This window comes from Leuconostoc lactis (assembly GCF_007954625.1).
In the GTDB taxonomy this organism is placed as follows: domain Bacteria; phylum Bacillota; class Bacilli; order Lactobacillales; family Lactobacillaceae; genus Leuconostoc; species Leuconostoc lactis_A.
Genome location: NZ_CP042420.1, coordinates 1,560,470 through 1,574,464, shown reverse-complemented (window position 1 = coordinate 1,574,464; position 13,995 = coordinate 1,560,470). Strand labels below are relative to the sequence as shown.

Annotated in this window: 26 protein-coding genes and 1 tRNA gene; 22 read left to right on the top strand and 5 right to left on the bottom strand. The window is 39.6% G+C overall.

Translation table 11 applies throughout. The features are described 5' to 3' along the window. Positions 1–16: 16 nt before the first annotated feature. Positions 17–217 carry a cold-shock protein gene (locus tag FGL80_RS07865; RefSeq protein WP_010000672.1) on the top strand — a complete coding sequence of 67 codons (201 nt, stop codon included), beginning with the start codon at positions 17–19 and terminating at the stop codon, positions 215–217. A 636-nt stretch (positions 218–853) separates the two neighbouring features. Here FGL80_RS07865 and FGL80_RS07860 read toward each other — a convergent pair. From FGL80_RS07860 to FGL80_RS07845, 4 genes are all read right to left on the bottom strand, one after another. Then, positions 854–1,921: a tyrosine-type recombinase/integrase gene (locus FGL80_RS07860; RefSeq protein WP_147001950.1), complete on the bottom strand. Its 1,068-nt coding sequence runs from the start codon at positions 1,919–1,921 to the stop codon at positions 854–856. A gap of 116 nt (positions 1,922–2,037) precedes the next feature. Next, positions 2,038–2,415, bottom strand: a complete 378-nt coding sequence (locus FGL80_RS07855; protein WP_146975134.1) for a PH domain-containing protein — start codon at positions 2,413–2,415, stop codon at positions 2,038–2,040. Between the two features lie 65 nt (positions 2,416–2,480). Next, complete coding sequence (locus FGL80_RS07850; RefSeq protein WP_147001948.1) at positions 2,481–3,020, bottom strand: hypothetical protein; 540 nt, start codon at positions 3,018–3,020, stop codon at positions 2,481–2,483. 67 nt (positions 3,021–3,087) lie between these two features. Then, positions 3,088–3,780, bottom strand: a complete 693-nt coding sequence (locus FGL80_RS07845) for an XRE family transcriptional regulator (protein WP_147001947.1) — start codon at positions 3,778–3,780, stop codon at positions 3,088–3,090. Positions 3,781–3,933: 153 nt separating this feature from the next. Here FGL80_RS07845 and FGL80_RS07840 point away from each other — a divergent pair, with 153 nt between their 5' ends. Together FGL80_RS07840 and FGL80_RS07835 are read left to right on the top strand one after the other, a co-directional pair. Then, complete coding sequence (locus tag FGL80_RS07840) at positions 3,934–4,170, top strand: helix-turn-helix transcriptional regulator (RefSeq protein ID WP_147001945.1); 237 nt, start codon at positions 3,934–3,936, stop codon at positions 4,168–4,170. An 83-nt stretch (positions 4,171–4,253) separates the two neighbouring features. Next, positions 4,254–5,024, top strand: coding sequence for a phage antirepressor (locus tag FGL80_RS07835; protein ID WP_147001944.1), 771 nt, complete (start codon positions 4,254–4,256; stop codon positions 5,022–5,024). A 45-nt stretch (positions 5,025–5,069) separates the two neighbouring features. Here FGL80_RS07835 and FGL80_RS07830 read toward each other — a convergent pair whose 3' ends face one another. Next, complete coding sequence (locus FGL80_RS07830; protein ID WP_147001942.1) at positions 5,070–5,645, bottom strand: hypothetical protein; 576 nt, start codon at positions 5,643–5,645, stop codon at positions 5,070–5,072. Between the two features lie 91 nt (positions 5,646–5,736). Here FGL80_RS07830 and FGL80_RS07825 point away from each other — a divergent pair, with 91 nt between their 5' ends. From FGL80_RS07825 to FGL80_RS07745, 19 genes are all read left to right on the top strand, one after another. Continuing rightward, positions 5,737–5,934, top strand: coding sequence for a hypothetical protein (locus tag FGL80_RS07825; RefSeq protein ID WP_048701061.1), 198 nt, complete (start codon positions 5,737–5,739; stop codon positions 5,932–5,934). A gap of 109 nt (positions 5,935–6,043) precedes the next feature. Beyond that, positions 6,044–6,283: a hypothetical protein gene (locus tag FGL80_RS07820; protein WP_055307715.1), complete on the top strand. Its 240-nt coding sequence runs from the start codon at positions 6,044–6,046 to the stop codon at positions 6,281–6,283. Next, positions 6,283–6,480 carry a helix-turn-helix domain-containing protein gene (locus tag FGL80_RS07815; RefSeq protein WP_055307716.1) on the top strand — a complete coding sequence of 66 codons (198 nt, stop codon included), beginning with the start codon at positions 6,283–6,285 and terminating at the stop codon, positions 6,478–6,480. Before FGL80_RS07820 ends, FGL80_RS07815 begins: the two co-directional genes overlap by 1 nt. Continuing rightward, positions 6,470–6,670, top strand: coding sequence for a hypothetical protein (locus FGL80_RS07810; protein WP_147001940.1), 201 nt, complete (start codon positions 6,470–6,472; stop codon positions 6,668–6,670). Before FGL80_RS07815 ends, FGL80_RS07810 begins: the two co-directional genes overlap by 11 nt. Next, positions 6,667–7,107 carry a hypothetical protein gene (locus FGL80_RS07805; RefSeq protein ID WP_147001938.1) on the top strand — a complete coding sequence of 147 codons (441 nt, stop codon included), beginning with the start codon at positions 6,667–6,669 and terminating at the stop codon, positions 7,105–7,107. Before FGL80_RS07810 ends, FGL80_RS07805 begins: the two co-directional genes overlap by 4 nt. Then, positions 7,107–7,901: a DNA replication protein gene (locus tag FGL80_RS07800; RefSeq protein WP_244297932.1), complete on the top strand. Its 795-nt coding sequence runs from the start codon at positions 7,107–7,109 to the stop codon at positions 7,899–7,901. Before FGL80_RS07805 ends, FGL80_RS07800 begins: the two co-directional genes overlap by 1 nt. 3 nt (positions 7,902–7,904) lie before the next feature. Continuing rightward, complete coding sequence (locus FGL80_RS07795) at positions 7,905–8,162, top strand: hypothetical protein (protein WP_147001937.1); 258 nt, start codon at positions 7,905–7,907, stop codon at positions 8,160–8,162. An 84-nt stretch (positions 8,163–8,246) separates the two neighbouring features. Next, a complete protein-coding gene (locus FGL80_RS07790) occupies positions 8,247–9,161 on the top strand; it encodes a DUF1351 domain-containing protein (protein ID WP_147001936.1) in 915 nt (304 codons plus the stop codon). Then, the gene (locus FGL80_RS07785) at positions 9,158–9,781 is read left to right on the top strand and encodes an ERF family protein (protein WP_147001934.1); all 624 of its coding nucleotides are present in this window, start codon (positions 9,158–9,160) and stop codon (positions 9,779–9,781) included. Before FGL80_RS07790 ends, FGL80_RS07785 begins: the two co-directional genes overlap by 4 nt. Then, positions 9,768–10,181: a single-stranded DNA-binding protein gene (locus FGL80_RS07780; RefSeq protein WP_029509777.1), complete on the top strand. Its 414-nt coding sequence runs from the start codon at positions 9,768–9,770 to the stop codon at positions 10,179–10,181. Before FGL80_RS07785 ends, FGL80_RS07780 begins: the two co-directional genes overlap by 14 nt. Positions 10,182–10,193: 12 nt before the next feature. Further along, positions 10,194–10,895 carry a putative HNHc nuclease gene (locus tag FGL80_RS07775; protein ID WP_147001933.1) on the top strand — a complete coding sequence of 234 codons (702 nt, stop codon included), beginning with the start codon at positions 10,194–10,196 and terminating at the stop codon, positions 10,893–10,895. After that, positions 10,870–11,295, top strand: coding sequence for a dTDP-glucose pyrophosphorylase (locus FGL80_RS07770; RefSeq protein WP_244297930.1), 426 nt, complete (start codon positions 10,870–10,872; stop codon positions 11,293–11,295). The genes FGL80_RS07775 and FGL80_RS07770 overlap by 26 nt, the downstream gene beginning before the upstream one ends. Beyond that, the gene (locus FGL80_RS09075) at positions 11,285–11,443 is read left to right on the top strand and encodes a hypothetical protein (protein WP_186737152.1); all 159 of its coding nucleotides are present in this window, start codon (positions 11,285–11,287) and stop codon (positions 11,441–11,443) included. The genes FGL80_RS07770 and FGL80_RS09075 overlap by 11 nt, the downstream gene beginning before the upstream one ends. Before the next feature lies 1 nt (position 11,444). Next, positions 11,445–11,726, top strand: coding sequence for a helix-turn-helix domain-containing protein (locus FGL80_RS07765; RefSeq protein ID WP_147001932.1), 282 nt, complete (start codon positions 11,445–11,447; stop codon positions 11,724–11,726). Next, entirely contained in the window at positions 11,723–11,914 is a 192-nt protein-coding gene (locus FGL80_RS07760; RefSeq protein WP_055307729.1) for a hypothetical protein, read from the top strand. The genes FGL80_RS07765 and FGL80_RS07760 overlap by 4 nt, the downstream gene beginning before the upstream one ends. Positions 11,915–11,926: 12 nt before the next feature. After that, positions 11,927–12,403, top strand: coding sequence for a hypothetical protein (locus FGL80_RS09125; protein WP_244297928.1), 477 nt, complete (start codon positions 11,927–11,929; stop codon positions 12,401–12,403). A gap of 119 nt (positions 12,404–12,522) precedes the next feature. Then, positions 12,523–12,594: transfer RNA gene (locus FGL80_RS07750), tRNA-Phe, on the top strand. A 449-nt stretch (positions 12,595–13,043) separates the two neighbouring features. Next, complete coding sequence (locus FGL80_RS09070; RefSeq protein WP_186737150.1) at positions 13,044–13,214, top strand: hypothetical protein; 171 nt, start codon at positions 13,044–13,046, stop codon at positions 13,212–13,214. 104 nt (positions 13,215–13,318) lie between these two features. Next, entirely contained in the window at positions 13,319–13,942 is a 624-nt protein-coding gene (locus tag FGL80_RS07745) for a DUF4145 domain-containing protein (RefSeq protein ID WP_147001931.1), read from the top strand. Positions 13,943–13,995: the final 53 nt, after the last annotated feature.

Sequence of the window (13,995 nt, the reverse complement as noted above, 5' to 3'; positions counted from 1 at the left end):
AAAGGAGAAACATATAATGGAAACAGGCACAGTAAAATGGTTTAATGGCGACAAGGGTTTTGGATTTATCACACGTGAAAACGGTGATGATGTCTTCGCCCATTTCTCAGCTATTCAAAGCGATGGCTTCAAAACACTTGATGAAGGTCAATCAGTGACTTTCGATGTTGAAAGTGGCGATCGCGGTTTGCAAGCAGCAAACATCGTTAAAGCTTAATAAGGCAAAAAGCTCACTAAGGTGAGCTTTTTTTATTTTCATTTAAAACATTAACAGTTCGATTGAATTGACCACTGATTATTCTTGATAAAGGTTTGACAATTCGGTTATTGATATGCTAAATTATTTTAGTAACGTTATCCCAGCACATACATAATATTTAATGATGGTCATAACAACCATAACCATCGTCCTTCTTTGCATTCTTAATTATAAGCTAACATAATATATTTTTATAAAAATACTCCAGATTATTATTGTAAGTGCTGGGACGTTAGGGGAGACGAGCCATGATTTACTTTTGATGTAAATCATGGCTTTTTTGTAATCAATTCATTAAAAAGTGAGTCACGTTAACCGTCGTTTTAGGTAGCTTCTAAAATCGCATCTTTATATAGAAAAAACCAGCATAAAATGTGCTGGTTTTTTACATCAGAATTTGTAGCAAATTGTAGCAAAAATAACAAAAACCGACGCGAACTCACAACAACCAAAAAACCTTACGTATCAAGGGTTTATGCAACAAAAAACCGCTCTACCAACAATTGTGGTAAAGCGGTGAAAATGCGCTGGGGGGGAGTGTTAATCACTGGTATATCAACGGTTTAATGTCTATTGTAGCCAAAATGTAGCCCTTTAAACCTTATTTAACAAATCAAGCATCTTGTTTGTTTCTTCGGTACGTTTTTTGTTCAGTAGGTGGGCATAGGTGCTTAATGTAATGTTAACATCAGCATGACCTAGCCTTTCACTAACAAATTGAATTGCTAGGTCATTAGCCAAAAGGTAACTAGCATGGGTGTGACGAAGACCGTGGAACGTGATAATTTTGCTATTTATTTTTTCAAGATAGCGTCTTAACTGTTTGTTAGCAGCGTTATCAGTAGGTGGAGTACCGTTATCACTCTCAAATGCAAACTCATTCCCAAACGTCCATTTTTTTGCAATATCCATAAATACCTTTGGCATTACGATGATGCGGTTTGAAGTTTGCGTTTTTGTATTTTTAAATTTTTTATCGTGTATCTGCCACGATTTATTGACGTTTATCACATTGTTTTCAAAATCAAAATCTTCTAGCGTCAAGCCGGCTACCTCTGAAAAACGCATTCCAGAATATATTGCTGTTAATATCATTCTACTCGTCGCAGCTTCATTATCCTTTATTGAAAGTATCAAGTTTTCCATTTCTTCAGCTTCAAGAAACTTTAATTGCTTATCTTTGCTTTTGACTACTGAATATGTTTTGACGTTTCTAGTAAAATCTTTCTTTATAAAATCTTCATCAACAGCATATCTAATAAACGCGCTTGTGATATTTTTTATGTGAGATACAGAAGACAGCACGTGATCAGAACCATAATCATTAATTAATTTTTGAAAATCTTTGGAAGTTAATTCAGATAGCTTTTTTCCGTCCCATTTTTCTTTTAATAATGATAGCGTTCTTTTGTACCACTGCTTTGTAGCAGTTTCCAATTGCGGTTCTTTAAATACGTGGTACCAGTCTTCAAATGCCTCAGTAAATAGATGGTCTTTGACAACTAGGTCTTTATTTTGTTTTTTAAACTCAATATCATTTGCCCAAATGGTAGCGTCTCGTTTAGTTGTGAAACCAGACATCGTTTTACGGATACGAGTTTTACCATTCATGATTGATACGTTCGCCGTCCAAGTCTTACCACGTTTATATATTGACGCCATATAAAAAACCTCCTTTAAAAGGGGGCTTATATCTGTTATAATCTAATAGAACGCCCCGTGCGTTTATGTTATATAGCACACCCTGTTCTTAGTCCGATGGGGTGTGCTTTTTTTATTTACAATGTTTTACTTGCTAAAATTTGTTGCACTTCTGTCAAGGCTTGACCCTTTTTAAAATTTATTCTTTCAGAAGGTTCAACTTGACCAGATATCCATATTTTTACTTCTCCGTCAAGATCAAAGTGACCACTTGTTTCAGTAGAAAATTTTGAAATAGAACGATAGGCAATAGATTTGTATTCAACCTTTTTAGCAGTTAACCCTTGTTTATCAGATAAAATCAATCTTTTATTAGTAAAGACAACTAAGTCACGTACTAATTTAAAGGCATGTTCAATTACTTCATCATCAATTAGTAGCGGTGATATTTCTTCTTTAACACTTTCAATTGACACACCGGAAGCATTGCCAATCAATCCGTTCAACATTCCCATTATTAAATCTCCAAACCATTTTAGCGTGGATAGTGCACGTGTATGTACGCCCATAAGGGCATTAGTTATTGACCTGTTGCAGAACTGGTATAGTTATCCATAATTTTCTGTGATTCAGCCATGTAAACATCTTGAAGCTTTGCTGCGTAACTGTTATAGGTATCTTGTTTACCGTTACCAGTAGTCATCATTACTTTAGCCATTTTTTCTATACCTTCGTTAGAAATTTTGGCAAGTACAGAAACTTCAGCATTGCTTAGTTTTGCCAGACCCTCCATGCCATCTTGATTCGACTTAGCTTTTTCATTGTATGAAGCAATCGACTTCGGCGTTTGAACCTGTATTTTCGTGGTGTAATCAGCAAGTATTTGTTTATCTTGGTCTTCTTCCGATAGTTTTTGTGTTGATGAAGTTGATGAGGCGGATTCCGAAGTCGCTTTGGTTGATGATGTTGCTGAGGTGTCTTTTTTATCAGAACCACCACCTTGACCGCCTCCCAAAACGATCACAACAATAACCACTAACAACCAGAACCAAACGCGTTTATAAAAAGGTTTCTTTTGCACGTACGTTTTCCCATCATCTCCAACGATTTTCTTACTCATATCTCGATATCTCCTAAAGCTTTTTAATGTGAACGCTCGGCACATATATGTACACCGCATCTGCGGTTTAGAATACGACAACGCCGAAGATTGACAGTTCGTGGTCTTCATCGATTAGCATGTCTGGGTACTTTTTGTTTAATGATACGAGGCGTGCGCCGTGTTCATCTCGCATGAACTTCTTGACGAATGCCTGATGATCATAATCAGCAATAACGAACTGGCCATTACGAGCTTCATTAGTCTTTTTAACGAATATGATTTGCTTATCTTCAAATGTTGGTTCCATTGAGTCACCGTTAACAACAACAGCGAAGTCGTGTTCAGGAACAGCGCCGTCATAGTCAACTAATTCAGGTGTGCCATCAAGCAGATATTCACCAGTACCAGCAGATACAGCACCGTATACGCTAACTTGTGTACGTGTTGGTGTAGGAAACTCGATGACGTTATTTTGTTCATTGTATTGTTGCTTTGTAAAATTGTAAACAGCTTGTTGACGGTTGGCATCTAGTGAATCGTACATACTGATAACCTTGTCACGATTACCGTCGTCAGCACTTAAATCCTTATTCATCAAGTCTGTTATTGAAACACCGAATATTTCAGCAATATCGTTAAGCACGCCGATCTTTGGGGTATATTTTCCTTTTTCCCATTCGCTAACAGATGATGAACTCTTGCGTCCTAGCTTGATAGCCAAGTCGATTTGGTCCATTCCGTTTTTCTCGCGTAGGTATCGTAGGTTATTTGCAAACATAATTTTGTCTCCGTTTTTCTATACCTATTATTATACAACGTTTCGGAAAAAATGAAACACATTTCTTGAAGATAATTTCGGAAAAACTGAAATTTGTTGTTGACTTCGGAAAAACCGAATTGTATAATAAGATTATCGAAAGGAGGTGATTCGATGTTAGCAAATAAACAGGCACTTTTCGACATTCGGATTCAAAAGCGTTTAACCCAAAAGGATTTAGCTCTTGCATCCGGATTGTCTGAACGAACAATCAACACTTACGAATCGGATATTGATAATTTACGCAATGCACGATACAAAAATGTTGAGAAAGTCGCAAACGCACTCGGTGTATCAGTGGATGAAATTTTTTTGTCTACCGTTTCGGAAAAACCGAAACAAACCGCATAGAAAAAGCCCGACTAGTGAAGTAGCCGAGCTGTGGAACAATAACAGTTCCATTTTATCACGTAGAACAAGAAAGGAACAGTAACATGAACGAAGTAACAGTATTTAACTTTGAAGCGAACGAGGTTCGCACAGTAATTATTGATAATGAAGCGTGGTTCGTAGGTAAAGACGTAGCGCAAGCCTTAGGGTATCAAGATACACCGAAAGCAATTAAGCAACACGTTGACTCTGATGACCGTTTAACTCTAACTGGGCAAAACGCCCACTTAGAAAATCTACCTAATCGAGGAGTTGTTGGTGTTAATGAATCAGGTGTCTACTCGCTAATCTTTGGTAGCAAGCTAGAAAGCGCTAAACAATTTAAAAAGTGGGTCACGTCTGAAGTCTTGCCAGCCATTCGTAAGCACGGCACTTATATGACCAACGAAAAAGCGGAGGCACTTATCAATCGCCCAAACGACACCTTGGCGGACTTACTTATCCAAGCGGGCGAACAATTGAAAGCGAAAGACGTTCAGATTTCAGAAATGAAACCAAAGGCGCTATTCGCAGATGCCGTAAGCGCAAGCCAAACAAGCATTTTGGTAGGCGAGTTAGCTAAGTTGCTAAAGCAAAACGGCGTTGAAATCGGCGCTAATCGATTGTTTACTTGGCTACGTGAGAGTGGGTATCTAATTCGCCGTAAGGGAACAGACTATAACATGCCAACACAGCGCAGCATGGAACTTGAGTTGTTTGAAATCAAGGAACATAACCACATCAATTCCAATGGCGTGAATGTGACTACTAAAACGCCAAAGGTAACTGGAAAAGGTCAACAGTACTTCATTAACAAGTTTTTGCAAGCAGCATAGGAGAGGTTATGAAAATAAAAAAACCGCCGAAGCGGTCTATTGATTTTAATTCAACAGTTTCATTAGCCAGTAAAACAAGTGAGTAGATCCTTGCCATAAAAAGCCTACGATAGGAGCCCACAAAAGGTAAGACATAAACTCATCAACTATTTTTTGCTTTAAAAATGTTAGGAGTAGCAACAGATAATGAGTAAATATTTTGAATTGATCGGCGTTGGAATGCTTGTCGGATTTTCTCTTGAAATCATCGAAGCGTTCCTCATAAAAGTTGCTATCAAATACAAACAGAGGAGACTGAATTGTTTGATTAGAATTTTGAACTACATTATCGCTCATACTTTGCCAACCCAACAAATCAGACGGAAAAATTATCGTCGGTATCTTAATTTCATTAATAATACTGACAACCGTAACAAATGATGGCCTTACGCTAGCCACTATTTCACCAATTTGTTTTGAAACATTTGCTATTGAAGGCTGTATGGTTTCAAAGGTTCGACGAAATTGAGCAATTGAATCTGCGATACTAATTTGAAATCTACCAATTGATTTCAGGGCTTCGTTGATATTTTCAAAATCAAAATTAACATTTGGTGAATAAATCGTGGAAATGTTTTCCATAAAAATACCTCCTTTCCTAGACTAGGCAAATGAGCCAGTAACTAAAGGATATCACCGCACAAATAATAAAGCATTAGAAAAGGAGGCGCTTATGCCAATGTTTGAAAGCAGGAGCTACCTGCAAAAAGAAATCATTGATAAGAATCATCTCGACATGCACCTAGCAACGTTCTATAAATTTCTCAAACGTGAGAAAAACTTTCCAAAGCCATTCTTTGTGAGTGGCAACCGAAAGAAATGGGACGGCACAGCAATTCAGTATTGGCTTGATAAGAAGTCAGGGAGGTAACACATGGGACTTTGGGTAACTCATGTTTTTGGACTGGTATTCTTTACCATCGCAGTGGCATTTCTTAGCTTCAGTGTTGGCTATCAAATGCGGAAAGACGAGGAACGTCATGAGCGTAAGCGACGCAGTAGAATTTTATAAGCCGGATGCAGCATACCAAAATGTGACTTGGCATCTGGATCTGGTGAGTGAATTAGACTTCACGAAAGAAGCATGTGAGTTCGATTCACATGAAGATGCACAGTCCGCATGGCAAGACAACATCGACCTGATTGAATTGAAGATTAAGCAACTACAAACCATGCTGGATGAAGTAAGTTCACAACCAATTAGAACGGTGGTGGACTGATGAAGAGACTTAGAGAGCTACGGCTTGAAAACGCTGAGACACAGCTTGATCTATCCGTTGAGTTAGACTTCGACGCACAAGAAATATCAAGGTATGAACGTGGGGTTGTCTTGCCAAGTCTAAAGCGATTAATTACGATAGCCGATTACTTCGATGTATCAATTGACTATCTTGTAGGGAGATCAGATGAACGTTAATTACGACCTAATGTTAGCAAACGTCAAAGGCGACCTTGCTAAAGCAGAAATTGAACTGAAATTGTTTAAGACAAACACAAGTATGTCGATTAACGGAAAGTTACGAAAAGACGCAATCCGTGACATGACAAACTGGACACGAACGCTTAAGCGACGTGTTGAGAGTTTAGAAAAGGAGATGAGAGCATGAAATTTACTGAAGAACAGTTCAATAAGTTGGTCGGGTTGCAGGAAAAAGAATACCCAGACAACGTCTATTCTAGTTCGAAAAGCGATTACAACAATATCGACGAAGCGCTTAAAAAATATGATTTAGAGTTGTACCGCTTCATTGAAGACCTCGACTTAGAAAACCAAGCAGTAGCATTGATGAACATCGTAACACGCGAATTGGTGCACGATCGGTTTGTTGAAAAAGAAAAGCAGTACGTGTGGAACTCTAGGAAAACATTGGCGTATAAAGATTTTGACTATCATAAGCGCTTGTTCCGATCGCAAAGCGGTGACGTCGCAGGTGTTTTAAAAGCAAAGTCTGAAAGGGCTCTTGAAGTAGAAAAACTAACTGAAACAGAAATTCGCGAATGGGGCTACGATCCAGAACGTTTTGACAAGGAGGAAGTTAAGTAGTGGCTCAGAGAAGAATGTTCAGCAAGGAAATTACAACGAGCGACACGTTCGTAGACATGCCGATGTCTAGTCAATTGCTTTACTTCCACTTAGGAATGGAAGCGGATGATGAGGGATTTATCGGTAATGCCAGAATGTTGAGTCGAGCATACGGTGCAAACAGCGATGATTTATCACTACTTCGTGCTAAAGGTTTTATCATCATGTTTGATAACGGTGTCAGTGTTGTAAAAGACTGGAATTTAAACAATAAAATTCGCAAAGACCGAATGAAACCAACAATTTATCGTTCTGAAAAAAGTCTTCTAAACGTTGATATAGATGGAGGTTACTTCATTGACAACCAAATGACAACCAACATGCAACCAATTGACAACCAAATGTCCGCACAGGATAGGTTAGGTAAGGATAGGTTAGGTAAGGATAGTAAAGATATATTGTCCGATTCTGACGAACCCGACAGCAAGAGTATTCAAAAATCAGAACGTGATCAAATGTTTGAAACCATTTGGAAACTCTATCCAAAGAAATCTGGTAAAGCAAATGCCAAGAAAGATTTTGATAAGGCAGTTAAATCTGGTATCGATCCTGAATTGATTAAATCAAAACTTGAAGAGTATTTGAAACAGATCAAAGCTAAACAAACACCACAGCAATTCATTAAGCAGGGTTCGACTTGGTTCCACCAATGTGGCTGGGAAGATGAATACGACTTCACACCAGAAGCACGTCAGACAAATGGCTATGGTAGACAGAAACGTGAAGCCGTAGTACCTAAATTCCTGAAAGGCTAAGCCATGGATAAATGGATAGGAGAGTATGTTAAGTCAGCTATCAGTTTAAAGGCACTGGGAGTTCGCACAACGGACGAGGGACGTAGTTATGTACAAATAGATGTCCAAGAGTTAGGCGCACGTCTAAAGGCAAATGGTGGGCTTATAGAGATGATGAAGTATGTAGAGCAAACATCAGATTTTACAATCAAGTCAGTATGGGAAGCGTCACCAGTATCAATTCAGACGTTGATTGATATGAGAACAGAAAAAAACGCCTAACGGGTGCAACCGTCAGACGTAGGTATAAATACTTATCAGGGTAATTTATACCGTAATTCTAACAAGGAAAACGGAGAATAGCAAATGACAAATGATGTAGTTGTTAGCAACCTACAAGTAACAAAGTTAACACCAGCGGTTATTGAAGCACCAAATCTTGATGATTTAGTTGCAAACACGGACAAGATGTTAGCCAAGTATCGTGAATTTCCAGTGTCAGAAGAAAGTTACGATACGGCAAAGCAACAGCGATCAGTGTTGAATGCAACGATCAAGGATATTGCTGACCAACGCAAAAAGATTGAAAAGGAATTATTGGGTAATTGGGCTGAGATTAAGCCAAAGATGATGTTGATTGAAAAGGCTGGTAAAGCAGCATCTGACTTGATGAAGGATCAGATGCTGCCAGTTGAGAATGAACGTAAGGAACGTCGCAAGGCAGTTGTGATGAATGATGTAACGGCACTTGCTAACGATCAAGGTGTTGATTGGGCACGCATTCAATTCAATGAAAAGTGGCTGAATAAGACATATAGCCGAAATGACATGATCAAAGAAGTTGATGCTCAAATTGTTCAGCTGAAAAAAGATGATGAATTGTTAGCGTTGCAGACTAATCAAATCGAGATTGAAGCAACTAGTATCGGTGTAGATGCAACGCCTTATATCTCAATGTTGGGTATGCGAGACTTCGCAGACATCAAAGCGCAGATGCATCGTGATGACGAAATCGAGAAAGCACGAGAAGAGGCACGCATCAATGCCGAACAAGCCCACATTGAAGCATTGGCAAAGTCAGAACAGACACGTAAAGAAAACGCACAACAAGTCGGCGACAAGCTAGTTGATGAAAACGGTGAGGTCATTCAGGCACCGCAACCAGTTGCTGAAAAGACATACGACCGCACACTCTATATTATGGGTGCAACCAGTAGACAACTTAACGGCTTGGCAGACTACATGAAGGCGAACGGGATTGCGTTCAGGGGTGAGAAATGACTGAATTTAGTAATCTGTATGAAGCACTCGCTGAAACACAGAACAATATTGAGCAACCAAAAAAAGATGCTAGTAATCCAATGTTCAAATCCAGCTACGTGACATTGGATGCAGTTATCAATGCAATCGTTAAAGCGCGTAAAGCATCTGGTGCAAAGTTCTTTTTCACAAACGTTGTGGAAGACGACCACATGATCACTCGGATTATTGGTTATGATACAACGCTGGACTTAAAAGGTTCAAAAGTCGCTGACGACCTTGGCAATCGTGGGACAAACTCAGCGCAGGCAGAAGGATCAGCCTTGACGTATGCAAGGCGTTATAGCTTGTCTATGGCATTTGGGATAGCAAGTGATGTCGATGACGATGGCAACGGTGCAAGTGGCTCAAATCGCAAGCCAGCCACACCTAAGACAATCTCACAGGAAAAAGTAACACTACTTGAAAAACTAATCGCAGATACATCGCAACTTAGCGGACAAGACATGATGACATTTACGCTAAAGGCAGCGAACGTTTCGGCACTAAAGTTTGTGACAGAAGAAAACTACAAACCATTACTAGCAAAAGTCACTGAGTGGCATAAGAAAGCAGAGGAAAAAGCAAATGAACCAAGTTAATTTAACAGGACGACTAGCAAAAGATGTTGAAGTGCGTTACACACAATCGGGTAAAGCAGTGGCCAGCGGATCTATTGCGGTTAATCGGCGGTTTAAGTCGGAAGGTCAACCAGATGCAGACTTCATCAACTTCGTTATGTGGGGGAAACCTGCAGAAAACTTTGCGAATTTTACACATAAGGGATCACTTGTCGGTATGGGTGGCGAATGGCAGACACGAAATTATGAAAACAACAGCGGACAACGTGTCTACGTTAATGAATTAAACGCCACAAGTTTTGACCTATTGGAACCGAAAGGTGGGGCAACTAAACAACCGACCCAAATGAATAATGCTGATCCATTTGCAAATAGCGACAACGGCAAAATGGAATTTGATGACTCACAACTACCGTTCTAAGAAGGTAGTGCCATGAAAGAATTTCAGGCATACCCGATCAAGAAAGATGGACGAGACATCACATTCAGGTTTCGTGATGAAGAAGACGCGAATAAATTTCAGTCGACATTCAATCTGTTTAATCAGACATTGATTGAAATACAAGTGAGAGATGACCGTGAAATCACTGCTAAGCAACGACGGTTCATTTACGCAATGTTCAATGACATTTCAAAGTGGTCAGGCGATGCACCGGAATTTGTCAAACAATGGTTCAAGCTATCGTATGAATATTGGCAAGAATTAGATGAGTTTTCGTTACGTGATGTAGAGAAATCAGTAGCGGCCGGATTGATCACGTTCATGTTGGACTTTGTAGCTGATCATAACGTGCCACTAAGTTTTATGCCACTGGATGCACTAGAACCAGAAGAGATAGCGCATTGGGAGTATCGGGCATTGATGGAAGGCTTTGATGTCATTGACGGTTCACGACCAGTTGAGATGGCTCACGGTGAGCATGCAGTCGGTATGGGTCGTGACCGCAACAAAATTAGCAATGTCGATAACACGGTATTCAGTCTAAGCCATATACACCATACGGAATTGCACAAGATCGGGTTAACGGCATTCAAGAGTAAGTACCACGTGAATGGTGTTCACGTCACGGACGAGATTATCCAGCAACTAGAAAGCAGAGGACGACGATTTGGGTCAACAAATAATCGGATATAAAAAAGTCACGCTTGATCTCACGCATTTGAAGCCACTAACTTTGAATAAATATATTGAAGCAGAACGCAAGAGCAAATACATTGCTGCAAAACTAAAACGTATTGGTACAGCTTATGCACGCGGTGTGTTTCTGCAAGCCATGGTAGATGACGTGTTATTCACATGGCCAGCTAAGCTGAAGTTTGATTGGTACTTAGAAGACCGGCGCATTGATCCCGACAACTGGGCATTTACACAAAAGTTTATCTTTGACGGCATGCAGACAGCAAAGCTACGCGGAAAAGCATTTTTAGAAAATGACAATGTTAAAAACGTTGGCGGATTTGATCATGATTTCTATCTTGATAAGTTGAATCCGCGACTTGAAATTTATGAAATGGAGGCAACACATGAAATATGACGTGAGAATTGACGGACACACAATTGAAACGTTCGATACGTTTGAGGGAGCAAATGCACAGGCTGAAAAGCTGAACGGTACACTATCCCTCACGGCGCCAGATAAGAAAGCGATCGTGGTCGGTGACTACGGAAGGGTTGGTGATTGATATGGTAACAAAACGTGCTTTCAGAACCTCATCAAAGAAAGAATTATTGTATTATTACGCAAATTCTGTATACAACACCCATTATGGGCGAGTTATCGCACAGGCCATGATAGACAATGAATACACTTATAGCGAAGTAGCCAGACGAGCAGGTCTAAGTGATCCAACAAACGTCAGGGTGATTGTTAGCGGACAACGACGCGACCCGTACTTTAGTTCGCTTGCCAAGATTGCAATGGCACTCGATTTTACACTAGATAGGTTTACGGATGGTGTGAAATGAAAGTAGTAGACAAGCAGGTATTCATAGTTGGCTATCGTTATTCAGACAACGACCCATGGGAGACGTCGGGTTCAAGTTACTGGAACTTAGAAGATGCCGTAGCTAACGCGAACACGCAGATGTTCCGCATGCCTAAGTTGAAGACGCAAGTGTTTAAGATGGGTCGAGCAACACCAGTGGAGGTGTAGAGGAGAAAGAATTTGCAGTATGACCGTAAACGAACAATTAAAAAAGTTGCGCTGTTCTTCGGTGATCCGACTGCCATCAATCGTTCAAGTGAGTTTAAAGACTTAATTGACTTGGCTCATCTCACACCTAATGACTTGATGTATCATTCGCCCACGATTTCAGATATGCCGAGAGTGACATCGTTTGGTAATCACACAGAAGACGCAACAATTAACTTCATGGAAAAGATGAGCGAGTCGCAAACTGCTAAATGGAAAGTGCAGGTCATCTTGAGAGCAGTCAGGAATATGGACGGCAGGTTTGGTAATCTACTGTACAACAGGCACTTCATGCGGATGAGCTTTGATGAACTGGCAGATTTGACAGGGTATTCAAACGCTAACTTGAGTAAACTACTTAATACTGCATATCTAAAACTAGCGTTGTGGACTGCTGATGAACTAGATTTGATAGTATCAGTAGATAACGAGTATAAACACAGTGAATAAATATACGGTATATTAGTAGCATGCAAGATTAAACAAAGCGGGTTATTGCTCATCCCTAAAAGCATATTTGGGAGCTGGTTAGTAAGACACCGGTACAGAGTGAGCCAGCACCCAAATTTGGTCATATAGCTCAAATGGTAGAGCGCTGGAGTGAAGTCCCAGAGATTGCAGTTCAATTCTGTGTGTGACCATTCGCCTGACGAGGTGGTATAATACGATACAGATTTTATCTGAGTTGCGACTTCATTTGAAAGCGACTCCATACTAGTTAGGTAAACTCTGGGGTGAATGTATGGCCACGCGTCAGGTTCGAGTCCTGATCATTCACATTGCACTGCACCGGTGCATAAAAACGAGACGTGTGGCGGAATAGGTAAAGCAAGACAACTAGAACAATCGAAAGTCTTAAAACTGTGGGGTGCAAATCCTCACCACGTCTTTGGCAGGTTGCGCAAGAGCGCCCCAGAATTTGAGTCGTTTTGGGTTAGAAATATCGGTTACAGGGTGCGACTCCCTGTCCTGTCGTTGCGGAAACGCAAACACAACTTAATGACCAGCTTGCCTGCCGGTCGTACATAACCAAAGAAATTGTGATAAAATAGATTTTAGTCACATTTGATTTTTTTATTTGGAGAACATCATGAATGAAGACGATTTGAGACTTATTAGGCGGTCCACTCGATCGGCAGAAGTAAATACACGACACAAAAAGATGCCAAAAAAACGGGGAACATTGGAGCGTCAAAAGGCGCGTACTGAGCTGTTTGAGAATAAGAATATTAATTACCAAAAACATATGCGTGAGTTTTAGGTAACAAACACTAACACCTTAACGGGTGTTTTTTTATTGGTATAGCTCAACATATAAACATAGATTTATCTTATAATTAAGAAAAACAAATTAGGAGATGAATTATGAGAAATTTATATGATGAGACGGAATATAGATGGAGCTCGAAAGAAATTATGGAAGCAACATATACATGCGGGTATTGTGGATCTAAAATTACTAGTGATGAGGGAATGTATTTGGGCGAGTTGAACTATGGCCAAAATCAAAATGTATTTCCACAAGGTGTTTTTATATGCACTAATTGCAAAATGCCAAGTTTTATTTATAACGATATACAGGTTCCGGGAGTTAATTATGGAAATTCAGTTCATGATATACCCAATAACGTTAATAGTGTTTATGAAGAGGCTAGGAAATCGTTTTCTGTTCAATCCTATACAGGTGTAATTTTACTTTGTAGAAAGTTGCTCATGCATGTGGGTGTTGATTTAGGAGCTGATGAAAATAAAAACTTTGTTTATTATGTAAATTATTTGAAAGATAATCATTATGTTTCACAAAACAGCGGGGAATGGATAGATTCAATTAGAAAGTTTGGTAACGTGGCAACTCACCAAATTGTGGTTAATACTAAAGCAGACGCTGAGAAAATGATTAAATTTTGTGAAATGCTGCTTAAAATGAATTATGAATATCCAGCTCTGATGAATAAAGAAAGTGGCTCAACCAAAGAGACAAATTCTTAATAAACCTAATTAACGTGAGGTCCGATTTGCGAATCTAAAACAGATGCGCATGT